Below are 23,885 nucleotides of genomic sequence, written 5' to 3'. Positions count from 1 at the left end.
CGCCGGTGAGGGTTGGGATCGGGCTGTTCAGTGGATACGCGCCCGTCCGCTAATAGCGGGAGATCCGAAATCGCGCGTCATCCCTCGTCCCCTCGTTCCTTCATTCGCCGATCCGCCGATCCGCCCATCCGCCCATCCGCCCATCCGCCCATCCGCGCGACCCGGTGAATGGCGGGACGCGGTTTCGTTCGTCATCCCCAACCGGGGTCAGATGGGGGAAAGGTCCCACGTGAGCAGGGGAATAGGGCCCTCGTGCAGCGTGTACATGCGGCCAGACACGCCGAACAGCACGCGGGTGATGCGGCCCGCCGCGCCCTGTACCACGTCGGGGGTGATGACGAACTCCGGCGGGCCCATGACGCTGTACACCTGCACGGTGTCGCCGCGCATGCCAGCCAGCGAGCCGCCCTCCGGCCGGATGGCGATGTGCCACAAGCCTTCGGGGACGCGAAAGCTGTACATGGGCGAAAGCTGGTGCCGGTTCACGATCTGAATCCACCGCAGCCGGGGCGCCTGGCCGCCCTCGCGGGCCGCTCCCGTCGTGCCGAGGACGGCCAGCCCCGGCCAGTCCACGCTCGCCGCCATCTCCTCCGGGCGGCTGTTGGTGAACTCCATCGGGCCGTCCGCGTCGAACGGCGTGGCGCCGCTGGAGACGGGAAAGGGCTGCACGATCTCGCCAGTGGACGCGGAACGCACCTGCATGCCCTGCTCACCCATCACCACGATCTGCTGGCCGTCGCGGGTGAACACCGCGTTGCCACCGGGCATGGCCGGTTCCGGCGTTTGGGGCTCCATCCGCCGGGCCCAGCGCGCGCGGCGGGAGGCCAGGTCCCACACGATTACCGTGCCGAAGTTGCCGGTGGTCACCAGCCGCCGGTTGTCGGGGCTGAACGCCACGGACGCCATCACGCTGCGCCGGTCCTGGTCAATCCCCTTGCCCATCTCCCGGCGCACGGTCTCGTCGATGTGCGGCTTGCCGTCCATTTCGGCCAGCAGGGTGCCGCTCGCGGCGTCGTACACCTTCAGCAGGCCACCCTGGCCCGCGATCGCCAGCACGCTCGCGTCCGGGCTGAAGGCCATCCCCGTGCGCTCGTATCCCCAGTCCGTGTCCGGGCGGGAAAAGAGGAGGCGCCCCTCGCGGTTGCTCCACACGTCCAGCACGCGGTCGGAGCGGTGGATGGCGATCAGGCAGCCCTCCTCCGAGATCACCACCTCGCGCACGCTCACCTGCGGATCGGTGCTGCCGGTGACGCGATACGGATGCGGTGTGTACGCGCGCAGCGTCGCGGGACCTGCTTCGCGGGTGCCGGGCTTGGGGTAGTCGGAGCGAGGGGTGCCCGGCGGCCTGCACTCCCGCGCCTGCCTGGCCATCATCTCCCGAAGGACGGGATCCTTGGGCTCGTCCGGCGTCTGGGCCGCGAGCGTGCCGCCCAGCGCCGTGACGGCGGTGAGCGCGAGGAGAAGGGAGCGCATGGGATTGGTGGCTGCGGGGCGTGGAGCGTGTGAGGTCGTCATGGTCTCATCCGGGGGGCTCGGTTCAGCCGCGTGCCTGGAGAGACCGGTAGTAGGCCACAACGTTTCTCTTTCGATAAAAATACCAGAACGCGGGCACCGCGTGCGCCACCGCGCCGATGATCATGGGCACCCTCATCGAAGACACCATGGGCTTTCCGACGCCGAGGACTACCGGCGCCCCCGTGATGGCGCAGATCAGTCCCATGACGGCGTGCCGGCCCCAGGGCTTCTCGCGGTAAAGAGCCCACACGGTGGCGCCGACGGCCGGAACGAGCAGCGCCAGCATCGCGAACACCGGTCGCATCATTCCCATGAATTCGTCCCGGGCGACGCGCTCGCCGTTGAAGGTGTAGGTCGACGCGCCGCCGAAGACCATCATGAGCGACGTGAGGACCGCGATGATCGCCCAGGCGCCGAGGAACAGCGTCAGGAGCCGGATGAGGGCCGGTTTCCGCCCGCGGATTTCGGCCGCCCCCGCGTTCAGCAGCGGAGCGGGGATGGTCGCGGCGCAGTGCGGGCAGCTCGCCTCGTCCACTTCCACCCTCAACGTGACGGGCCGGCCGCACGCGGGGCACAGCAGGGTGACGGACATGGGACGCGGAGAAGGGGAGAAGGCCGGTGCTGGGACCGCGATCCAGACAATCTAGGCCACGGGGATGACTTCGTGCAGATGTCAGACGATGCGCGCGGGGCTCCTGCGATCGCATGCGTCCTGGGCACGTCCGCGCGAAGCCGGGGTTCGGCATCCCGCGAATCGTGTTATTGTTCGCGACGCGCTGCGCGGAACATCTGACGCGCACTCCGCCTATCAACCACCTCCGCCGATTGAGCCGCTTTCGCAGGGCTGCCGATCCCAATCCACCGTGCCCCCTCCGGGCCCGGGCTGAAGGTTTCTGCGCATGAATCAGATGATCTCCCGCACGCTGCTTGTTGCCGTGCCCGCGCTGCTGTTCGGCGGGACGGCGGCGGGGGTGGCGTTGCGCCCCTCGCGCACGGCGGCGGATGCCGTCGCCGCGGCCCGCGGTCTCGCGCCGTCCATCTCCATCACCGCCACCTCCGCGCCTGATCCCGCGCCCGCGGTGATGGAGGAAGGACGCGCGCTCTGGGTGAACCGGTGGGACTACGGCTCGGCCGCCACCATTCGCACGCTGATGGAGCAGGCCCGGCGCGCCAACTTCAACATCGTCTACTTTCAGGTGCGCGGGCCGGGCGACGCGCGGTACCGGTCGCAGCTGGATCCGTGCTCGCCGCGCCTGTGCGGGCAGCTGGGCGGCGTGCCCACGTGGGACCCGCTGGAGGTGGCCGTCCGCGAGGCGCACTCGCGCGGCATTCAGCTGCACGCGTGGATCAACGCGCTTTCCGGCTGGGAGTCGCGCACGGCGGCGGACTGCCGCGGGCTGCGGCCCAGTGTGGCGGGCCAGCCCAACCACGTGCTGGTGGACCATCCGGAGTGGGCCATGTACACGCGCCGCGGCCGCCCCATGGCGTGCCCCAACGGCGAGGACGAGTACGTCTATCTCTCGCCCGTGCACCCGGAAGTGCGCACGCACCTGGCGCGCGTGGCCGCCGACGTGGTGCGCCGGTACGATGTGGATGGCGTGCACCTGGACCGCATCCGCTATCCGGGCGCGGACTTCGGGTGGGATCCGGCTTCGCTGGCGGCGTTCGGGCGGGACCCGGCCACGGACCGCGAGGGCTGGGCGCGCTTCCGGCGGGAACTGGTGAACAGCACCGTGCGCGAGACCAACGACAGCATCAAGGCCGTGCGCGCGGTGCCGCTTTCGGCCGCCGTGTGGCCCATCTACGACCGCACGCGGCTGGGGTGGCGCGAGTCGTCCAGCGGGGTCGCGCAGTTCTTTCAGGATACGTGGGGATGGGCCAGCGGCGGCTACCTGGACGTCGCGGTGCCCATGACGTACTTCTACGTGGCCGACGAGCGCTGCTCGTACCGCCCGCGCCGCCCGGGACAGGAGCCGAATCCCGACTGGGACTGCATGGTGGCGGACCACGTGGCGGGGATGCGCCCCAGCGGCCGGCACGTGTACGCCGGCATCGTCACCGGGCTGCCGCTGAGCGAGATCGCGCGGCAGGTGCGGCTCGGGCGCGAGCGCGGGGTGAACGGCTTCAGCTTCTACTCGTACGGCGCGCTCAACGAGCAGAACGCGTGGTCGTTCCTGGCCAACGGCGTCTTCAGCGAGCCCGCCACCGTGCCGCGCATGCCGTGGCTGAACGCGGCGGAGTAGCCGGTCTGGCCAACGGATATCGGCAGGCACGAGTTTCTCCGGTTCGCATGCGGCGTTCAGCGCGCGGGGATGAGTCTCGTTGATCCATCGGAGCGCGGTTGAACTGCCCTCACGCGGAGGTCGCGGGGGTCGCGGAGGTCGCGGGGAGTGTGGGGCGGGAGACAGGCTTTCTGTCCGCGTCGGTTGATGGCCGGGGTAATAAAAGGCTGGCTCCCGCGCGGGGAGCCGGCCTTTTTTCATCCACAGAACCGGCGTTGGTCAGGGGACCAGGTAGGTTTCGTGGTAGCGCACGGTGTTGGGGTCGAAGGTGGTGCAGCTGCCCTGCCACGGCGTGGTGATCGCCTTGCCCACGACGGCGCGGCCGTAGCGCACGCCCGCGCCGCCGGAACCGCCGTACGCCCCGCCGTTGCACAGCTGCTGGCCCCACACGCCGGCGGGATCGTTCATGGTGTAGCTGGCGCCGTCGTTGCCGATCAGCAGCATCACGTGGCCGGAACTGGTGAACTTTCCGTGGATGATCACCGGCCGCTGCCGGTTCAGCTCCGCCTCCATCTCGGCGATGGAGCCCGTTTCCATGTGCACGCGGATGCGCTGCTTGAGCCCTGCCCGCGCCGCCAGCCGGTTGAAGATCGTGTCGAACTTGAACTCGTCCTGCGACTTCTTCTGGAACTCCGAGTAGATCTGGTCCGGCGTGTAGCTGGCTCCGTAGTACTTGAGCAGCATCGCCATGGTGGTGTTGGCGCACGTGGCGCCGGGCTCGTACGTGTTGGCGTACTGAAAGAAGTACGGCACGTTCGCGATCAGGTCGCGGATGGTGAAGTCCTTGTACGCACCCGCCACCTGCGCGCCCGCCGCGTTGTATCCGCGCACGTACACGCGCCGCACGCCCACGCCGCTGAACTTGTACGTGACGGGAAACGAGTTCGCCCGGTCGGCGCTGGAGCCGAGCAGAAAAGTGCCGTCCGCGAAGTACTTGATGGTGACGATGTCGCTCGTCGCGTCCGCGCGGAAGGTGACGGGATTGGTGGCCGTGGTGCCGGTGGGGCTCACCCAGGCCAGCGTCGCGGTTCCCGCCAGCGTGCGTGCGGGCGTATCCGGTGCGGAGGTCAGCAGCGTGCCCGCGTCGCACGCGCCGAGTGCCAGCACGGCGAGCAGCGCGGCGGCGCACGGCATCCATCGGCGGCGCGGCGGGCGGGGGCGGTCCAACCGGGGGGAGTTGGCTGGGTGGGTCATGGGGCCTCGAGCGGTTCGGGAGAGAAGACCGTCTGGGAAGGCTGGATCAAAGCCAGTTCCATACCCCGCCCTCATGCGTTTCGCCATCCCGATTGCGCCTTCGCGTAAGTGTGCGTTGTGCAACGAGTATGGGACGGGGTTGCTGCCTCGGAACGACCTGAAGCTTGTTGATCCACCAGTCACGGACTGACGCGATGTGGTGCACTCGCCCGCATTCTGGTGCACCCTGCTCCGTCATGATCCCATTAGACTTCCCAACACGCGCCGATATTCTCCAATGCGCGGTGACTCCCCCGCGACCTCCGCGACCTCCGCGACCCCCGCGTGAGGGCAGTGTGCGGGCTCTCCGCACGTGCGGAATCGATCATCACCGGCGGGATACGTTGTGGACCTACGAACAAAGGCCCGGGATCATCCCGGGCCTTCGTTCGTCGATCGATGGTTGATCGAGCGCGTCAGCGGTTGGGCGCGGCGGGCTGCGGATCGAGCGCGGGGCGCGCGGCGGCGTTGGCGACGGACCAGCCGGTGGCGTACATCCAGCGCGTCATCCGCTCCAGTTTGGCGATGTCGATGCGCTCCGGCTCATCCTCCGGCGTGTGGTAGTCCGCGTGCAGCAGCGTGGTAAAGAAGATGGCCGGAATCCCCACGCGCGCGTACGGCAGGTGATCGCTGCGAAAGTACCATCCCTCCGGATGCGTGGGTGCGTCCCACGTGCTGTCCAGCGCAAAGCCGGGATTGGCCGCCAGGGCCATGTTCACCAGCGCCTGGCTGTTGCGGTGCGGCGCCGTGACGCCCAGCAGCGCGGCGGAATCCGGGCTGTTGCGCCCGATCATGTCGGCGTTGAGCACCGCCACGATGCCGCTACGCGGGATGGTGGGCGTGCGCGCGTACCAGTACGAGCCCAGCAGCCCGCGCTCCTCCGAGCCGTGCCACACGAACAGCGCCGACCGCCGCCCCGGCTCGCGCGCGAACGCCCGACCGATGGCCAGCAGCGCGACGCTCACGGTGGCGTTGTCGTCCGCGCCATTCCAGATGGAGTCGCCGTTCACCGGACGGTTCACGCCATCGTGGTCCTGGTGGCCGCTGAACAGCACGTGCTCGCCGCGCAGCGCCGGATCCGTCCCCGGCACCCGCGCGACGACGTTCACGGAGGGGTAGATGAAGCTCTCCGTCCGCAGGTCCGCCGTCAGCCGCGCGGTGGACAGATCCAGCCCCGCCACCACTTCCGGCCGCACCAGGATCACGGGAACGGGCGGAATGTTGGCGCGCGGGTTCACCCCCAGCGTGTCGAGCAGATAGCGTCCTTCGCGCGCGGACTTGATCAGGTTCTCAAACGCCAGCAATCCCACCGAATCCGCCACGAACACGAGCGCGGAGGGGGACGCGGGCGTCAGCGCCGTCCGCTGCGCGTTGACGGCGCCGCTGGTCTGCCGCCAGCTCCACAGGCTCACCCAGCGCGGCGTCTGCGTGGCGGGCGGACGCAGGCGCGCCACCACCGCGCGATCGGACGCGGCGCCCGCCGCCAGCGGCGCATCTCCCGACATCACCGGCGCATCCACGCGCGCGTCAACCGGCGCCATCACCACGGCGTCTTCCCACAGCCGCAGCGTGCGCCCGCCCAGCGTCACCGTGCTGGTTTCCGACATGCGAAAGCGGCGCACGGGAAAGAACTGAAAGAAGGTGCCGTCGTCGCCCGCGGGCTGCAGCCCCATGGCCTGCGCCTGCGCGGCCAGCCACATGGAGGCGCGAAGCTCGTCGTCCGTGGCGCCGCGGCGGCCGCGCATGGAGTCGCTGGCCAGAAAGAAGAGGTCGCGGCGAAGGTCGCCGGCCGTGATGGCGGCGCCGCCCGGCCCGCGCGCCGCGGACGGGCCGGAGCCGGCCATGGGCCCCGCGCAGGCGTTGAGCGCCGGGGCAACGAGGCCGGCCAGGAGAAGGGATCGAAATCGCATCAGGCGCAATCCTGTGGTCGTGGGCTCCGGCGCGCGGACGGGCGGCCGGAGTTCATCCGCCAAACGTGCGCCGCGCGAACCGCGCCCACAAGGCCGCACGCGGTGTTCCGGTCGATCACGGTCATTCCGGGGAGCGGCGCGCGCGGATCGGTGTATCCAGCGCGGGATGTGACGGCGGTCGTTTCCGCCGCACGCGCGCATAATTCCGGGAGAGGCGAGGATGAAGATCGAGGTGTGGTCCGACGTGGCGTGCCCGTGGTGCTGGATCGGCGAAACGCGCCTGCTGCGCGCGCTGGAGCAGCGGCCGGAGGTGCAGGCAGAGATCGTGTGGCGGCCGTTTCAGCTGCAGCCCGACCTTCCCGCCGAGGGAACGCCGTGGGACGAGCTGGTGCGCACCAAGTTCGGCGGGCCGGAGCGCGCCAGGGCGATGTTCGGCCACGTGGCCAGCGCAGGCGCGGAAGACGGGATTCCCTTCGAGTTCGACCGCATCACCGTGGCCTCCAACACCGGCGCGGCGCACCGGCTGATCCTGCTCGCCCAGCGGGAGGGCGTGGGGCTGGCGATGGCCGAGGCGCTGTTCCGCGCCCACTTCACCGAGGGCCGCAACGTGGGCGATACGGATGTGCTGGCGGACGTGGCCGCGAGTGTGGGGCTGGACCGCGAGCAGGTCGCGGCCTTTCTTGCCGGCGGCGAACTTGCGGACGAGGTGCAGCGCTCGCAGGCGGAGGCCGCGGGCAACGGCATCTCCGGCGTCCCCTTCTTTGTGCTGGAAGGCAAGTACGCGTTCAGCGGCGCGCAGCCGGTGGAAACGTTCGTGAGCGTGCTGGACCAGGTGGTTCAACTGGAAACCGCCGCATCCTGATCCGCCCGGCAGGATCATCCGCGAGGAGACGGCGTTCCGCGAAATGATCGTCGACGGAAACGCGAGTGGGGGAGGGCAGCGCTGCCCTCCCCCACTCGCGTTTCATCCATCCGCCAGCGTCATATCAGTTCTTGCTGACCGCCCAGATCACCGGGACCTCGTGCCCGTTGATGGTCATCGACTCGCCCTTGAACACCTGCACGCTGGCGATGTTGTCGGGGTTGATGGCGCCGTTCATTCCCGAGGTCGTTTCGCCGAACGACACCACCTGGCCGGCCGCGTTGGCCACGAACCAGACGTACTCCGACGTGGTGCCGTTTGCCGCCACGCCCGGCATGTGCTGCTGAACCGCGGCGCGCACGGCGCCCGCGTCCACCTGCTGCGCGGTGCCGGCGCCGGAGGTAAAGCTGGACGTGGCACGCGCTTCGCCGGTCCCGGTGGCGCGGATGGTGACCTCCGTGGCCCGTGCGTCCGCGGGGGAGGCGGACTGCGCCGCGTCCGTGCGGCGGATGGTGATGTTGGAAGCGCTTCCCGCCGCGGTGGGCACGGTTTCGGTGACGCGGAACTCCACCCGGCTGGCCCCGCCGGCGGGCGCGGCCGCGACCGCTTCGCCTTCGCCCTTCATCTGGACCCAGATGATGTTGAGCGCGCCGGGGCCCATCTGGCCCTCCGTCATCTTCATGACGTCCACGGAGGCGATGAGGTTGGCGCTGGCCTGGAGCTCGTCCAGCCCGCTCACCTGCACCTGTCCGCCCGGGCCGCGCGTGGTGGCCGCGCGGCGGTGCTCCTGCACGGCGCCGTCCGCGCCGATGACGAAGACGAACTGGTCCTGACTGCCCGGGCCGCGGGCGATGACCTCGGGGTAGTAGCGCTGCATGGCTTCGCGCGGGGTGAGCGAGGCCTGCGCGGCGCCCCCGCCGGACGACGAGAAGACGCGGTCGCGCGACGCGGGCGACGGGTTCACGGGGCCGGGCGCCTCGCAGGCGGCGGCCAGCAGCGCGAGGGAAAGGGCACACAGGGCGGCGGCGCGGGGGAGCGGCGCGCGGGCGGGCGGGGTCGTCATCATGCGGATTCTCCGTTCCAGGAATGAGGCAGGTTCGCTGAAGGCAAGGGTGGGCAGGCGGCCTTGTGCCGCGCGGCGCCCCACCTCCAGTAGCAGCGTGCCGTAGCCGCGCACGTCTGCGCGGCGGGCCAGCACGCGGGAGTCACAGTCCACTTCCATCGCCAGCCGCAGCCGCCGCAGCTGCCACCAGGCAGCGGGGCTCCACGGCATCAGCGTCACGCACACGAGTGCCAGGGCCAGCAGCCGCGGATCGCCCGCGCGCAGGTGCTCGGCCTCGTGCTCCAGCAGCAGCGCGCGCGCATCGGCGTCCGTGTCGCGCAGCACCCAGGCGGGCACCACGATGCGGCCGCGCAGCAGTCCCACCACGGCCGGCCCCGTACGCTCCGAGACCAGCACGTCCACGCCGTCCACGCGCTCGGCGCTCCACCCGCGGCGCCGGCGTTCCAGCGCGGCCCACGCGGCCAGCCACGCGAGCGCGGCCGCGCCGGAGGCCAGCATCCACCCCGTCCGCAGCGGCGCGTTCAGCACCGATACGTCCATCCCCCGCGCGGCGGGAAGCGGGATGGAGATGCCCGTCTCCGTGGATGCGGGGGGCTGATCGGCGGCGGCGGCGTTTTCGACGGGCTGCGGCGCTTGCGGCATCCACCGGGAGGCGGCGGGAATGGCGAGCGAAAGCACCAGCGCCGCCGACCACACCCACCGCGCGGGGAGGCGCAGCGTCCGCAGCGCGGCCTCCAGCGCCATGGCGCCGGCGCAGAGCAGCGCGCCCACGGCCAGGCAGAAGCCCATCCAGTGAAGCATCATCCGCCGTTCTCCTTGAGCCGGTCGTCCAGCAGCTCCTTCATCCGCCGAAGCTCCTGGTCGCTCATGCCGCGGTCCGACACCAGGTGCGTCAGCAGCAGCTCCGGCGAGTTCTTGAAGAGCTTGCGCAGCATGCGCCCCACGGCGCTCGCCCCGGCGTCGCCGCGCTCCACCAGAGGGTGGTAGCGGTGCGCCTTGCCGGCTTCGGTGTGGCCCACGTACCCCTTTTCCTGCAGAGTGCGCAGAACGGTGAGCACCGTGGTGTAGGCCAGGTCGTCGTTCAGCCGCTCGCGCACTTCCGCGACGGTGGCGCCGCCGCGGTCCCACAGCACGCCCATCACGTCCAGCTCGCGGTCCGTAAAGCTGATTTCCATCCGTTGCGCTTCTTTCTACTAGAGTCGTAGTAGATGATATCCGATCGTCCGCCCGTTGTCAACTATATTTTTAGTAGATCGACGGAATGGTGCTGTCCGGTGATGGTTCACCACCTGTGATCCACCGTCTACCGCACCGTCACCCACGCGAGGTTCGCCCGCACCCTGCGCTGGGGGCCCAACTGATAACCCTTGTAGGACTGCACCCCGACGATGAAGCGGTCCGGATGCAGCCGGCGCATCTCCGTCAGCAACTGGTCGTTGCTCCACGGTTCCCTGCCCATGAGGCCGGTGCCGCTGGCGAGGATGCGTCCCTGCTCATCCGCCAGAAAGTAGACGTACTGCCCCGGGGGAGATCCGCGCCGCAGAATGTCGGGGTGGCGGGCGCGCAGGGCTTCGTGAATCGCCGTGTCCCTGCGCTCGTACTCCACCCCGGCCTGCTCCATGGCGCGGCGTTCGGCCGCCGTGGGCTCCCGGCCGGCGTCGTCGGACGGGCCGGTTCCCGGGGCCTCGAAGACGATGGGGATGACCATGGTGTACTCCACCGCCCGGCCATCCACCCGCGCCGGGCGGAAGCGAGTCCCGCGGACCACGCGGATGGACGGGTCGCGGAAGCGGTCGTCGGACGCCATCTCCACGCGCAGTACGGTGGGCGCGCCCGCGGCGTCCACGCGCACGCTGAGGGCCGCGCCGCCGCTGACACCCGCGTCGCGCAGCAGGGGCGGGTAGTGCTGCTGGATGGCGCGCAGAAACCCGGGCCCGCTCGCCGGCACGGGCTGCACGGTGTCGCGCGGCGGCCCCACCAGCGCGCGCCCCGGCCGGAACCGCAGCGGAAGCAGCAGCGTGGATCCGATGGCGATTCCGCCCGTCCGCGCCGGCTGAAAGCGCGCGCCCTCCATGGCCCGGGTGGCCGGCTCGATGAAACGCGGGTCGGTGGCGTCGTCCACGCCCCGCAGGGTGGCGGATCCGTCCGCGCCCACCCACAGCCGCACCGTCACCTGGCCCGTGATCCCCGCGTCCCGCAGCAGCGGCGGATAGTGCTCCCCGATCGCGCGGGTGACGTCTTCCGCGTTCAGCAGGCGCGGCTGGGTGGTATCGGCCAGAATGCGCCGGGCGGTGGTGGGGAGTTCGGGAAGCGGAACCATGCGCATCCCTCCCACGGCCACCAGTGCGGCCACGGCCAGGGCCGCCAGCGCGCGGCGCCGCCGGGGAAGCGCGGGTTGTGTCATCATGCGGATTCTCCGTTCCAGAAAGCTTCGCGGGTGAGAAAACGCCACTGGCAGCAGCCGGCCTGATCCGCCCCGCCGTCCCACGTCCAGCAGCAGCGCGCCGTACGCGCGCACGTCCGCGCCGCGCGCCAGCACGCGCGCGTCGCAATCCACCTCCATGGCCAGCCGCAGGCGCCGCAGCTGCCACCACAGGGCGGGGTTCCACGGCATCAGCGCCGCGCACAGAAACCCGACCGCGAGCAGCCGCGGATCGCCCGCGCGCAGGTGCTCGGCCTCGTGGCGCAGCAGGAGCGCGCGTGCTCCCTCGTCCGCCTCGGCGGCGACCCACTCGGGAAGCACGATGCGTCCGCGGAGCAGCCCCACCACGGCGGGGCCGGTGGACGGCGAGACCAGGACGGATACGCCGTCGACGACCGCTTCCCGCCACGCGCGGCGCCGCATGGCCAGCAGCACCCAAGCGGCCGCCCACCACGCGCCGGCCAACGCGCAGAGCACAATCCACCCTGTCCCCAGCCACGCGTCCCACACCTCGGCGCCGGTCTTCTGCTCGGGGATTCCGGATGGGGGCGCTTCCACGGGCGTGGGGCGCGCGGGCGGCTCGGCGCTGACCGTGGCGGTCAGATCCGTCGTGGGAGAACCCCCGAGATCGATCACGCTGACGGTTCTGGGCGCTGGGGGCGTGCGAACCCACCGCGCCGCGGCCGGGATCGCGACGGAAAGCGCCAGCGCCGCGATCCACACCCCGCGCGCGGGCAGGCGGAGCGCCCGCAGCGCCGCTTCCAGCGCGGTCGCACCGGCGCACAGCAGCGCGCCCACAGCCAGACAGAACGCCATCCACATGATCATCACCCGGCCTCCCTGGGGCGGTACTCCGCGACACCGCGCGGCTCGTTTCTCCGCATCGATCCACGCCCGTGCACATGCCCGCGGATCCCGCCACGGAGTGTGCACGGCGCGCATCTACTAGATGCGTAGTAGATGGTAATCCGCGTGATTCCGAATGTCAACTATTTTTTTAGTAGATGAGATGAGCGGCGATTCTGACGGGACGCACGATCCTTGCTGGCCTGTGCCCCCGCGCCGATCGCGGCGGCAGACGACCAATGACACCGGGTGGAGGACGAGGGATGAAGAGGATCAGCTTTGTGGCGGTGGCGGCCGTGCTCGGCTTGGGCGCGTGCGGACCCGCGCCGGAGACGGGACCCGTGCCGCCGCGCGCGTTCACCGCGCCGCTGTACAACGCGCAGGGGGCGCAGGTGGGTTCCGTGACGCTCACTTACGTGGGCGACAGCACGCGCGTGGCCGTGCAGGGCACCAGCCTGCCCGCGGGAACGCACGGCACGCACCTGCACACCACGGGACGCTGCGACGCGCCGGACTTCACCACCGCCGGCCCGCACCTGAACCCGGCCATGCGCCAGCACGGCCCGCGCAACCCGGCCGGCCCGCACCTGGGTGACATGCCCAACATGACGGTTTCGGCGGGCGGCACGGGGCAGGTGAGCGCCACCATTCTGGCGCGCGGCGTTCCGGGAGCGGGGCCGCTGTTTGACGCGGACGGCACCTCGCTGGTGGTTCACGCCAGCGCGGACGACCTGGTGACGGACCCCAGCGGCAACTCGGGCGCGCGCATCGCGTGCGCGGTGCTGGCGGCTCCGGCGGCGCAGGCGCGGGCGGCGGGCACGGCGGCGCCGCGGGACGCGCGATGATGCGTGGCGCGGCCGGCGCGCTCGCTCTGCTGGCGCTGTCCGGCTGCGCCATGATGGGCGGCGGGGCGGGGCAGGCGTACCGCACCGTGGCCCTGCGTGACGCGGCGGGGCGCAACGTGGGAACGGCGCTGCTGCGGCCGGGGACGGAGGGCGTGCAGGTGGCGCTTTCCATAAACGGCCTTCCCGCGGGGACGCACGGCGTGCACCTGCACGAGACGGGTCGCTGCGACGGGCCGGACTTCACCTCCGCCGGCGGGCACTTCAACCCCGCGACCAAGCAGCACGGGGCGGAGAACCCCACCGGCCCGCACGCGGGCGACCTGCCCAACCTAGTGGTGGACGCCAACCAGCAGGGATTTCTGACGGGCGTGGCGGGCGGAACCGTGCTGGCGGGCAAGCGCGCCAACTCGCTGCGGCGCGCGCGCGGCACCGCGCTGGTGGTGCACGCCGCGGCGGACGACCTGAAGACGGATCCGTCCGGCAATTCCGGCGCGCGCATCGCCTGCGGGGTGATTACGCCGGAGGATTGAGGGCGCGATCGGGGTGAGCCGGCTCGGATCGAGCGTCGCCCTGTGAAGTGTGGAAGCCCCGGACGGCGACGGCGCCGTCCGGGGCTTTTTTCTTCGTGATCAACGGATGGGTGCGCGTCCGCGGCTGGGGCCCTCACCCCGCGCGCTGCGCGCGACGACCCTCTCCCACGAACGGATGTGGGAGAGGGAGCACACGGCAACGGCGGACTGGAGCGGACGACGGATTCCGGTGTGCGTACCCGGCCTCGCAGGCCCCTCCCCCGGCCCCTCCCCGTGCAAACAGCCGCACGGAGAGGGGAGAACTACGGGTCTGGTGTGCTTCGGATGGTGCCGCGCGGCCGGAGAGGCCCCCTCTCCCCGGCCCTCTCCCCCGCTCCGCGGGAGAAAGGGAGACCTCAGTGCCGCGACGGATTGCGGTGTGGATCGCGTAGCTTTATGCGGTTGAAGCCCCGAACGGCGCGCGAATAGCGCCGTGTCGGGGGTTCCCGCTGTTTTAGCGGCGGATTCATTCGCTCAACGGCATCCGCTCACGCTGGGCAATCTCCGGCACGCGCTGAACGATCAGACCGCCTCAACCCTCCCCCGGTCTTTTTCGGGGGAGGGTGGGCCGGTGGTGCCGGCCCGGGTGGGGGCCGCCCTGGAGCCCGCCACGCACGTCCATCCTTCGCCTCGGGCCGATCATTCTATCCGGCATCGACGAAAACGGGGTCCGCGGCGATGGCCGCGGACCCCGTTCGTCATCCATCACACGCGCGGATCAGCGCAGGCGCGAAACCAGTTCGTCGTTGCTGGCGGTGCCGTCCATCTGCTTCATCAGCAACTGAATGGCGTCCTCGGGCGAAAGCGAGTGCAGCGCGCGGCGGAGTTGGTGGATCTTGTCGATCTGCTCCGGCGGAAACAGCATCTCCTCGCGGCGGGTGGCGCTCTTCTCCACGTCGATGGCGGGATAGATGCGCTTGTCGGCCAGGGTGCGGTCCAGCACGATTTCGCTGTTGCCCGTGCCCTTGAACTCCTCGAAGATCACCTCGTCGCCGCGGCTGCCCGTGTCGATGAGCGCCGTGGCGATGATGGTGAGCGACCCCGTGCCCCCGCGCACCTTGCGCGCGCTGCCGAAGAAGCGCTTGGGCTTTTCCAGCGCGCCGCTGTCGATGCCGCCGGAAAGCAGCTTGCCCGTGCCGCGCTCGGTGGTGTTGTAGGCGCGCGCCAGGCGGGTGAGCGAGTCCAGCACGATCACCACGTCGCGCCCGCTTTCCACCAGGCGGCGGCCGTGCTCCAGCACGATCTCGGCGACCGCCACGTGGCGCTCCGCCGGGCAGTCGAAGGAACTGGCGATCACCTCGCCGATCCCCAGCATCTGCATTTCGGTGACTTCTTCCGGCCGCTCGTCCACCAGCAGCACCATGAGCGCCGCGTCGGGATAGTTCACCGCCACGCCGCGCATGATGGCCTGCAGCACCGTGGTCTTGCCGGCCTTGGCCGGAGCCACGATGAGGGCGCGCTGGCCTTTGCCCAGCGGCGCGATCAGGTCGATGATGCGGTTGGTGAAGTCGCGGCGGGAGCGGGCGGGGACGTCTTCCACGATTTCCAGCTTGAGCCGCTCGTCGGGGTACGAGGCGGGAAGCGAGCCGAACTCGGCGCGGCTGCGGGCGCGGGCGGGGTCCAGCCCGTTCACCGCCGTCACCTCGTCCAGCGGCGGGCTCTTGCCGCGTCCGGGAGGCGTGCCCGTGGTGCCGGTGATGCGGTCGCCCGTGCGCAGCCCCAGCCTGCGGATGACGGACTGCGAAACGAACACGTCGCCGTCCGCGGCCTGGTAGCCGTGGGCGTACGTGCGCAGAAACCCGCTGCCGCTGGGAAGAACTTCAAGGATGCCGTCCGCTGTGGGAAGCGGCGCGGCGGCGGTGCTCGCCGCGGCGGACGGTTGGGTGGAAAGGCTCATGCAGGTGTTCTGTCTTGGTCTTCCGGAACGCGAAGCCCGCCGGCGGAGGGCCGGGGTTTACGGGAGGTACGCTGCGCGTGTCGGCTGGGTTTCCGCGCCGGGAGCGAACGTCAAGTCGCGTGCCGAGGGGGCCGCAAAGAAGAATGACGATTCGGGCGTGGATGCGCGCAAGATACCTGAATCGCCGATTTGCGCAAGGGACGGGGCGCCCGCCCGGTGTGCGGCGGATGTTCGGGGGATCTTCCGTCTGGCGTGAACGCATTGGTTCATATACCTTTAGCCCTCGTTCCTCCCTCCATGAAGTTTCTGCCGATCCGGCACCGGATGTCGCGCTTTCAGGAATTTTCGGCCCGCCCCGCGGACCCGTTTCACCCGCATTCACGCCGCCAGCGCGCCCTTGGCGGCGTGCTGTTCGTGTTTGTGGCGCTGGGCCTGCTGGGCTCCGCGTTCTTTCGCACGCAGGTGATGCGCAACAGCGAGTTTGCCCTGCGCTCGGACGACAACCGCTTCGAGGTGCTGCCCACCGCCGCGCCGCGCGGCGCCGTGCTGGACCGCAACGGCAAGCTGGTGGCGGAAACGGTGACGGGGTACAACCTCATGGTGGACCCCGGCCCGCCCGATTCCGTGCGCGCCCGCCTGGCCGCCGTCACCCCGCTGCTGGGGCTGGACACCGCCGCGGTGGAGCAGGCCGTGCGCGCCGCGCGCCGCAGCCGCGGCAAGCCCGTGCGCGTGACCGGCAACCTGAGCTTTGAGCAGGTGTCGCGGCTGGAAGAGCGCCGCGGGCAGATCCGCGGCGTGCGGCTGGAGGCGCACCCGGTGCGCCGCTACCCCGCCGGGTCGGCCGTGGCGCACGTGGTGGGATACGTGCTGGAGATCAACGACCGCGAGCTCAAGAGCAAGGAGTTCGAGGGGTACCGGCAGGGGCAGCACATCGGCAAGACGGGGGTGGAGCGGCAGTACGAGCGGCAGCTGGGCGGCACGGCCGGCGCGCAGTACATCGAGGTGGACGCGCGCGGCCGCGTGCTGGGCCAGTTCGCGCCCACCATCAGCGAGGCGCCCAAGCCGGGCGCGGACCTGAAGCTGACGCTGGACCTGGACCTGCAGCGCTACGCCCAGCAGGTGTTTCCCGCGGGAATGCGCGGCTCGGTGGTGGCCATGGTGCCCAGCACGGGCGAGATCCTGGCCATGTACAGCGCCCCCAGCTACGACCCCAACCTGTTCGTGGGCGGCGTGTCGGCAACGGACTGGGCGCGCCTCAACGGCGATCCCTCGCGCCCCATGGTGAACCGCGCCATCGCCGGGGTCTATCCCCCCGCCAGCACGTGGAAGCTGGCCACGGCCATCATGGGGCTGGAGCGCGGCGTCATTACCCCCGACTACGTGATGCCGGTGCGGTGCACGGGCGGCATGGCGTACGCCGGCCGCTACGCCCGCTGCATGAAGCGCGAAGGGCACGGCCCGCAGAACCTTACGCAGGCCATCGCCAACTCCTGCAACGTGTACTTCTACCAGCTGGGAATCCGGCTGGGGATCGACAACCTCACCCGCGAAGGCACGCGCCTGGGCTTCGGCCGCTCTACCGGGATCGACATGCCGGGCGAAAAGTCCGGGGTCTTTCCCACCGGCCGCGGCTGGTACGTGGACCACTTCGGGTGGCGCCCGCCGCCCAGCGAAGTGATGAACCTGTCCATCGGCCAGGGGCCCAACTCGCAGACGCCGCTGCGGATGGCGCAGTTCTACTCGGCCATGGCCGGAAACGGCACCGCGCGCCGCCCGCATATCCTCATGGGCGCCGACGCTCCCATCGAAACCAACCTGGGGATCAGCCGGCAGACGCTGGCGGCCGTGTGGGAAGGCATGGCGGCGGTGATCGAAGAGGGCGGCACCGCGCACGCCGTGGAGCTCACCCGGTGGAAGCTGTACGGCAAGACGGGCACGTCGCAGAACTCCACGGACCCCAAGCGGCCGCACGCCTGGTTCGCGGGCTTCGCCGGGCCGCGCGGCGGGCAGCCGGAGATCGTGGTGACGGTGATCGTGGAATTCGGCGAAAGCGGCTCGCACATGGCGGCTCCGGTCGCGGCGCGAATGGCCGATTTCTATCTCAACAAGAAGCACGGCTTCCGCAATCCGCCGCTGATTTCCGAGTCGCTGGGCGTGACGCGCTCTAACTGAACCAGTGCCTCACGCGAAGCAGCAGAGCAGCAGAGAACTGCCGTTTCACACGGAGGCCACGGAGGATGCACGGAGGTCACGGAGGTTGTCCGTGACCTCCGCTGCGTTTCCGGCCCGGATTCCGTTCCGCGTTTCTCCGTGGAGCGCGCTCCGGGGGGCGCGGATGGAATCGGACGGGTGATCGTAATCACACTTCTGGGGAGATGGGTTGATGATCGACCTGCACGCGGACGATTTGGCGCTGGGCGAGTACGTCGTCGCCCACTACCGCCACCTGTCGCCGCCCGCCTCGCCGGGGCTGCGGATGCGGATGGGGCAGATCGATGCCGATGAGGCGCGCCGCGCCGAGGGCGATCGCGCCCCCCTGTCCTGGCTCGATACGCCCGCCGACGCGCTTTCCCCGGAAGCCGCGCGCGACCGGGCCCGCGGCGCGCTGCTCGGCATGGCCGCCGGCGACGCGGTAGGAACCACGCTCGAGTTTCAGCCGCGGGACGCCGGGCACGTCCATGACATGGTCGGCGGCGGTCCCTTCAGGCTCGCAGCCGGCGAGTGGACGGACGACACCACCATGGCCCTGTGCCTGGCGGACGCCATCATCGCCGACGGCGAGTTCAATCCCGCGAGCTTCGCCCGGCTGCTGGTGCGCTGGTACCGCGACGGGCTGAACAGCGTTACCGGCCACTGCTTCGACATCGGCAACGCCACGCGTACCGCCGTGGAGGGGCACGAGGCGGAGGACTTCCGGTGGCGGGGCAACACCAGCGACCGCACCGCCGGCAACGGATCGCTGGTGCGCGTCGCGCCCGTGGCCATCGCCTGGCGCGGCTCGCTGCGGCAGACGTGGTACATGGCCGCCGCGCAGAGCCGCGTGACCCACGGGGCCATGGACGCGCTCGCCTGCTGCCAGATCTTCGCCATGCAGATGCACCACGCGCTGCGGGGCGCCCCGCGGGAAGCCGTTCTGGCACCCATGCTCGCGTCGCTCACGCCGCGCGCGCAGATCATCAACGCGGGCGAGTACAAGTCCAAGACCCGCGACCAGATCCGCTCCTCGGGCTATGTGGTGGACACGCTGGAAGCGGCGCTCTGGAGCATCTGGAACAGCGGCAGCTTCGAGGAGGCGGTGCTTCTGGCGGCGAATCTGGGGGACGACGCCGACAGCGTGGCCTGCGTGGCGGGGCAGCTCGCGGGCGCCATCTACGGCCTGTCCGCCATCCCGCCCGAATGGCTCCGGAAGCTGGCCTGGCGCGACGCACTCCTCGACCGCGCGGATCGGCTGCTGGCGCTGTAGGGCGATCGGGATTTCCGGCGCGGATCGACGCAGAGCCGCACAGCCGGGGGACTTTCTTCCGGACGACACGATGAAAAGAGGCCCTCCCCGGAAGCTCCGGGGAGGGCCTTGCTTTCATCCACCAGCCACGATCAGCGGGTGCGGTCGCGGGCGATGCGGCGGTTCTGGGGGACGGACCAGAAGATCACGTCCTCCCACCACTCCGGGCCGCGGAACTTGACGTTGGCGAACCGGTCGCTGGCCGCGTAGAACTCGGGATCGAGGAAGATCGGCGCGTACACCGCGTCGTCGATCACCATCTGCTCCATGCGCGCCCACTGGCCCCGCGCGACGGTGGTGTCGTTCCCCACCAGCACCGAGTCGATCAGCGCGTCCACCCGCGGGTTGCTGTACCCCGCGAAGTTGGGGCCCTTGGGCGGAATGCTGCGCGAGTGCCAGATGGCCTCGGCGTTGGGCCCCATCACCCCCGGGCCCCATCCCCATCCCCAGAACGACGCCGTGTAGGTGCGCCCGCGCAGCCGCTCCACCCACGTGGTGCGCTCGTACTGGCGCGGCTGCAGGTCCACCCCGATGCGCTTGAGCTGCGCCTGCATGGCCACCAGCATGTCGCCGCGGACGGGGTCCGCCGCGCTGAACTCCACCTGGATGGCCAGCGGAACGCCGCCCTTGTCGCGCACGCCGTCGCCGTTGCTGTCGCGCCAGCCGGCCCCATCCAGCAGACGCCCCGCCTCCGCCTGGTTGTACGGGATGGGGCGCACCGCGCCGCCCGACGGATCGATGCGCGGGGGAATGGGGGTGAGCGCCGCCCGCCCCTGCGGCCCGAACAGCGCCCGGACGATGGTGTCCCGGTTCACGCCCATGAGGATGGCGCGCCGTACGGCGGGGTCGTTCACCGGCGCCTTCTGCGTGTTGAAGGCGATCCACGCCGGCCGCACCTGCGCCGCCGTGTACAGCTTGATGCCGCGCGCGTTCTGCAGCTCGCGGTACTGGTGCGCGGGAACCTTGGCCAGGTCGCCGTTGCCGTTCATCAGCTCCGTGAGCCGGGCCGTGGGCTCGGGGATCAGGCGGATGACGATGCGCTCCAGCGAGGGCCGGCCCTCCGGCGCGTCGGGGTTGGCCAGGAGCGTCAACTGCTGCCCCTTCTGCCACTGTCCGAAGCGGAACAGCCCGTTGCCTACCGGCCGCTGGCTGAACGGCTGAAAGCGGAACTGCTCCGGCGCCACGCTCCCCAGCAGGTGCTTGGGAACGGGAACCACCTCCAGCAGCGCGTTCAGCGTGCTGGGGCCGGTGCGGTTCAGCTTGACCTCGGCCGTCATGGGATCCACGACGCGCACGGTCTCCACCCCGGCCACGTCCTGCAGCCGCGGCGACGCCGTCTTGGGGTCCTTCTGCCGCTCGATGGTAAAGACCACGTCCTCGGCCGTCACCGGCCGGCCGTCATGCCACTTCAGGCCGGGGCGCACGTGCAGCAGCACGGTGGCCGGGTCCGGCTGCTCCCACCGCTCCAGCAGGTCCGGCGTGTACGTCACCAGCGTGCTGTCGCGCCGGGCCAGCGCGCGGAACATCAGCCGCACCGCCTGGAACGCCGGGTTGCCGTCGTAGGTGAGCGGGTTCAGGTCATCCGGCTCGCCCTCCGCCAGCACGATCAGCGTGCCCCCCGGCGGCCCGCCCGCAAAGGTCTTGTAGCCGCCCGGCGGCGGCGGCACATCCGGCCCCCCGCTCGCGCCCTTGTCGCCGCCCCCGCCGCACGCGGCCGCCATCGCCGCCAGCAGCAGGAGCGCTCCCGCCGGCGCTCCACGCCGCATCCATCCCGTTCCCCGCATCATCCCTCCCCGGTTTTGCGTCACCCGTCTCCCGCCACCCTCCACGTCCCGCTCCGCCGCGTCCATGACGACGGATCCATCTCTTCCGTCAGAACCGGTCGAACATCCACGGCTTGGGCACGCTGAACGACTGGTCCAGCCGCGGGATCAGCGCCGGCCGGTCAATGACGGCCAGCCCGCCCGACATGGCCTGCCAGGGTGCCAGCGCCCCCACGAAGATGCGCGACAGGGTGTCGATGGGCAGCCGCAGCGTTCCGTCCACGTGGCCGCCGGTGTACGGCTCCACCTCCATCCGCCCGCCCTCGATGTGCACCCGCCACGGCCCGCGGTTTTCCGGGATCTGGTGGTCCTCCACCTCCAGCGCCAGCGTCAGCTCCTGCGTTCCCGCCAGGCGCCGCAGCCGCAGCGCGTCGGGCACGTCCAGCACGCGAAGCATGGGGCCGCGCAGCAGCGTGGCGGAGGGGAACCAGAGCCCCCAGTTGGGCGCGGAGAGAAGCGGCAGCCGCGGCTCGCTCAGCCGGTCGCCGAACCCTTCTTCCGGGTGCGCGCGATAGACGATTTCCCGCCACTGGTCGCCCAGGGACGAAAGCCAGGCGTAGATGCCGCGCTGCGCCCGCAGGGTGAGCCAGACGCGCTCCTCCACCTCGATGAAGCGCCGGTCGATGGGGAGGTCCGCCCGGTAGCGCACGATGGCGTACCCCTCCGCCTCGCCGCTTTCACCCCAGTACAGGACGGCGGCCAGGTCGTCGCGCTTCCAGCTCTGCCGCCAGTTGCGCTCGGTGCGGTCCAGCTGCCCGGTCTGCAGGCGCTGGGCGGCCTCGCGGTAGACGGCGCGCATGGCGGCCTCGTCCGCGTCGCCGTCCACCATCCGCACGCGCAGCCGCTCCTGCTTGTCGTCCGGCAGCAGGGCGGGGGGGACCTGGTACTGGTGCGCCTCGCCGGCCAGCCCGTATCCCAGGCTTTCGTAGAACGAGGCGCGAAAGGGATACAGGATGGAGGCGACGTCACCGCGCTCGCGGGCGTGCTCGAAGCCGGCGATCAGCATCCGCGTCGCCAATCCGCGCTTGCGGTGCGTGGGGGCGATGGCCACGGAGCCGAGGCCCATGACGGGCATGGCCACCCCGCTGATCCACTGCCGCATCCACAGCAGCTGGCACGAGCCGATGAGCCGCCCCTGGTCCTCCGTCACCCACAGCGCCTCCAGGCCGCCGTGGGGGCCGTTGACCAGAAAGTTCTCCCACCATTCGTGGCCGCGGTTGGGCGCGGGAAAGCTGTGCGCCTTGAGACGGGCGACGTCGTCGATCTCTTCCGGACGCGCCGGGCGGTACGTTTCGGTCACCCCTGACCTCCCGACGATCTCACGTGCATGGCTCCGGTCGTTTGCATGGCCCGCATTTCGCGGCACGGAGGCCCTGAATTCGCGCGGGCCTTTGCCCCGCGCCGATGCGTGTACCGTGCCATGCGCGCCGTTGGGCGCGCGGGCGCACAACCGCGAAAGCTCAGGATGCCACAGCCCCATCGCACGCACCTTCGCCGTTCCGCTCTCGCCGCGGCGCTGGCCGTGTCGTTCACCGCCTCGTGCCGCAGCGGCGCCCCGGGCGGCGAGGCCCCCGGAGACACCCTTCCGCCGGCCTCCGCGCCGGTGGCGGCCACCACGCCGCCCCCGGCCGCGCCGGCGCAGGCGCAGCGCGCGGTGGTGCCCGGGCTGGAGGTGCTGGTGCGCGACTCGCTTTCGCTGCTGCGGGGCAAGCGGGTGGGGCTCATCACCAACCAGAGCGCCGTCACGCGCTCGGGCGAGCTGAGCGCTGACCTGCTGGCGCGCACGCCGGGGGTGCAGCTGGTGGCGCTGTTCGGGCCGGAGCACGGCATCCGCGGCACGGCCGAGGCGGGCGAGACGGTGGCCGGGGGCAAGGACACCCGCACCGGCATCCCCATCTTTTCGCTGTATGACCGTACGCAGCGCCCCACGGCCGAGGAGCTGGCCAACGTCGACATCCTTCTCTACGACATCCAGGACATCGGTGCGCGGCCCTACACCTTCGTGTGGACCATGACCATGGCCATGGAAGAGGCCAAGAAGCGCGGCATTCCCTTTGTGGTCCTCGATCGCCCCAATCCCATCACGGAGGCGGTGGACGGGCCGGTGATGGACATCAACGTGCGCAACGTCACGCAGGTCATCACCGGCTACTACACGGTGCCGCTGCGCCACGGGATGACGTCGGGGGAGGTGGCCGCGTACTTCAACGACGATTCCGGGCTGGGCGTGGACCTGCACGTGATCCGGGCCGAGGGATGGCGGCCGGACACCTGGTTCGAGCAGACGGGGCTGCGGTGGATCAACCCCAGCCCCAACATCCGCTCGGTGGACGCGGCGCTCAACTTCAGCGGGCTGGTGCTGGCGGAGGGGACCAACGTGCACGTGGGGCGCGGCACGGACGCGCCGTTCTCGTACATCGGCGCGCCGTGGCTGGACGCCAACCGGCTGCTGGCGGCGATTGCGCAGTACAACCTGCCGGGCGTGCGCTTCGTGCCCACGGAGATCACGCCGACGACGGACCCGGCGGTGGACACGCAGTACAAGGGGACGAAGTTCACCACGCTCAAGATCGAGGTGACGGACCGCCGCGCGTTCCGGCCGGTGTACACGACGCTGGTGGTTCTGACGGAGGCCAAGCGGCAGAACCCGGGGCAGTTCCGGGTTGCCAACACGGGCTTCACGCAGATGATCGGCTCTACGTGGGCGCGCGCCGCCTTTGACCGCGGCGAGGACCCGCGCGTGATCCAGCGCCGCTGGGACGAGGAGATGCGCACCTGGATGCAGGAGCGCGACAAGTACCGCTTCTACCGGTAGAGGTCCCGGTTGCATCGGTAACGCCGGTTGATGGATGAACGAAGGCGGCCGGGGCAGCGATGCTCCGGCCGTTTTCCCGTCGTGCGAGGCGGAGCCCGGGGCGGCCCCCACCCGGGCCGGCACCACCGGCCCACCCTCCCCCCAAAAAGACTGGGGGAGGGTCACTAGTGTCCGGCTAACTGTCAGGTGAGGGTGCCATAAATTGATTTAGCACAGTGGGTTGCGTCGTAAATCTGGACGCGCCGATTTGAAAGTGGTGCCGGACCCCGTCTATCCTGTCGAGAACCGCCAACGACAGGAG

At 70.7% G+C, this 23,885-nt stretch carries 17 protein-coding genes; 7 read left to right on the top strand and 10 right to left on the bottom strand.

Translation table 11 applies throughout. The features are described from left to right. Positions 1-207: 207 nt before the first annotated feature. Together HNQ61_RS15245 and HNQ61_RS15240 are read right to left on the bottom strand one after the other, a co-directional pair. The gene (locus HNQ61_RS15245) at positions 208-1,473 is read right to left on the bottom strand and encodes a WD40 repeat domain-containing protein (protein ID WP_170035005.1); all 1,266 of its coding nucleotides are present in this window, start codon (positions 1,471-1,473) and stop codon (positions 208-210) included. A 64-nt stretch (positions 1,474-1,537) separates the two neighbouring features. Next, positions 1,538-2,107 carry a TFIIB-type zinc ribbon-containing protein gene (locus tag HNQ61_RS15240; RefSeq protein ID WP_170035006.1) on the bottom strand — a complete coding sequence of 190 codons (570 nt, stop codon included), beginning with the start codon at positions 2,105-2,107 and terminating at the stop codon, positions 1,538-1,540. 307 nt (positions 2,108-2,414) lie between these two features. Between HNQ61_RS15240 and HNQ61_RS15235 the strand changes: the two genes are divergently transcribed. Further along, positions 2,415-3,758 carry a glycoside hydrolase family 10-like protein gene (locus tag HNQ61_RS15235; protein WP_170035007.1) on the top strand — a complete coding sequence of 448 codons (1,344 nt, stop codon included), beginning with the start codon at positions 2,415-2,417 and terminating at the stop codon, positions 3,756-3,758. Between the two features lie 258 nt (positions 3,759-4,016). Here HNQ61_RS15235 and HNQ61_RS15230 read toward each other — a convergent pair whose 3' ends face one another. Beyond that, positions 4,017-4,991 carry a C39 family peptidase gene (locus tag HNQ61_RS15230; RefSeq protein WP_184430746.1) on the bottom strand — a complete coding sequence of 325 codons (975 nt, stop codon included), beginning with the start codon at positions 4,989-4,991 and terminating at the stop codon, positions 4,017-4,019. A gap of 455 nt (positions 4,992-5,446) precedes the next feature. Further along, positions 5,447-6,940 carry a M28 family metallopeptidase gene (locus HNQ61_RS15225; RefSeq protein WP_170035009.1) on the bottom strand — a complete coding sequence of 498 codons (1,494 nt, stop codon included), beginning with the start codon at positions 6,938-6,940 and terminating at the stop codon, positions 5,447-5,449. Positions 6,941-7,160: 220 nt separating this feature from the next. Between HNQ61_RS15225 and HNQ61_RS15220 the strand changes: the two genes are divergently transcribed. Beyond that, positions 7,161-7,802, top strand: a complete 642-nt coding sequence (locus HNQ61_RS15220) for a DsbA family oxidoreductase (protein ID WP_170035010.1) — start codon at positions 7,161-7,163, stop codon at positions 7,800-7,802. Between the two features lie 124 nt (positions 7,803-7,926). Here the strand turns inward: HNQ61_RS15220 and HNQ61_RS15215 are convergent, their stop codons facing one another. The 3 genes from HNQ61_RS15215 to HNQ61_RS15205 form a co-directional block, all read right to left on the bottom strand. Next, positions 7,927-9,669 carry a M56 family metallopeptidase gene (locus HNQ61_RS15215; protein WP_170035011.1) on the bottom strand — a complete coding sequence of 581 codons (1,743 nt, stop codon included), beginning with the start codon at positions 9,667-9,669 and terminating at the stop codon, positions 7,927-7,929. Beyond that, positions 9,666-10,040: a BlaI/MecI/CopY family transcriptional regulator gene (locus tag HNQ61_RS15210; protein WP_170035012.1), complete on the bottom strand. Its 375-nt coding sequence runs from the start codon at positions 10,038-10,040 to the stop codon at positions 9,666-9,668. Before HNQ61_RS15210 ends, HNQ61_RS15215 begins: the two co-directional genes overlap by 4 nt. 128 nt (positions 10,041-10,168) lie before the next feature. After that, positions 10,169-12,115 carry a M56 family metallopeptidase gene (locus HNQ61_RS15205; protein WP_240978756.1) on the bottom strand — a complete coding sequence of 649 codons (1,947 nt, stop codon included), beginning with the start codon at positions 12,113-12,115 and terminating at the stop codon, positions 10,169-10,171. 281 nt (positions 12,116-12,396) lie between these two features. Here HNQ61_RS15205 and HNQ61_RS15200 point away from each other — a divergent pair, with 281 nt between their 5' ends. Both HNQ61_RS15200 and HNQ61_RS15195 read left to right on the top strand, forming a co-directional pair. Beyond that, positions 12,397-12,978: a superoxide dismutase family protein gene (locus HNQ61_RS15200; protein ID WP_170035014.1), complete on the top strand. Its 582-nt coding sequence runs from the start codon at positions 12,397-12,399 to the stop codon at positions 12,976-12,978. Further along, entirely contained in the window at positions 12,975-13,508 is a 534-nt protein-coding gene (locus tag HNQ61_RS15195) for a superoxide dismutase family protein (protein WP_205761543.1), read from the top strand. The genes HNQ61_RS15200 and HNQ61_RS15195 overlap by 4 nt, the downstream gene beginning before the upstream one ends. Positions 13,509-14,265: 757 nt before the next feature. On the opposite strand, the gene rho is transcribed toward HNQ61_RS15195, so the two are convergent. Further along, positions 14,266-15,444 carry a transcription termination factor Rho gene (gene rho / locus HNQ61_RS15190; protein WP_170035015.1) on the bottom strand — a complete coding sequence of 393 codons (1,179 nt, stop codon included), beginning with the start codon at positions 15,442-15,444 and terminating at the stop codon, positions 14,266-14,268. A 297-nt stretch (positions 15,445-15,741) separates the two neighbouring features. On the opposite strand from rho, the gene mrdA reads away from it, so the two are divergent. Both mrdA and tri1 read left to right on the top strand, forming a co-directional pair. Then, positions 15,742-17,616, top strand: a complete 1,875-nt coding sequence (gene mrdA / locus HNQ61_RS15185; RefSeq protein WP_170035016.1) for a penicillin-binding protein 2 — start codon at positions 15,742-15,744, stop codon at positions 17,614-17,616. Between the two features lie 211 nt (positions 17,617-17,827). After that, on the top strand, positions 17,828-18,907 hold the full coding sequence (gene tri1, locus HNQ61_RS15180) for an ADP-ribosylarginine hydrolase Tri1 (RefSeq protein ID WP_170035017.1): 1,080 nt from the start codon (positions 17,828-17,830) through the stop codon (positions 18,905-18,907). A gap of 131 nt (positions 18,908-19,038) precedes the next feature. On the opposite strand, the gene HNQ61_RS15175 is transcribed toward tri1, so the two are convergent. Then, entirely contained in the window at positions 19,039-20,712 is a 1,674-nt protein-coding gene (locus HNQ61_RS15175; RefSeq protein ID WP_170035018.1) for an ABC transporter substrate-binding protein, read from the bottom strand. Between the two features lie 106 nt (positions 20,713-20,818). Beyond that, positions 20,819-22,069, bottom strand: a complete 1,251-nt coding sequence (locus HNQ61_RS15170) for a GNAT family N-acetyltransferase (protein WP_170035019.1) — start codon at positions 22,067-22,069, stop codon at positions 20,819-20,821. A gap of 165 nt (positions 22,070-22,234) precedes the next feature. Between HNQ61_RS15170 and HNQ61_RS15165 the strand changes: the two genes are divergently transcribed. Next, entirely contained in the window at positions 22,235-23,584 is a 1,350-nt protein-coding gene (locus HNQ61_RS15165; RefSeq protein ID WP_170035020.1) for an exo-beta-N-acetylmuramidase NamZ family protein, read from the top strand. Positions 23,585-23,885 lie beyond the last annotated feature (301 nt).

Origin of the sequence: Longimicrobium terrae (assembly GCF_014202995.1) — a bacterium.
In the GTDB taxonomy this organism is placed as follows: Bacteria; Gemmatimonadota; Gemmatimonadetes; order Longimicrobiales; family Longimicrobiaceae; genus Longimicrobium; species Longimicrobium terrae.
Note: the sequence above shows the minus strand (reverse complement) of the source record. Positions and strands in the feature narration are given on the sequence as shown.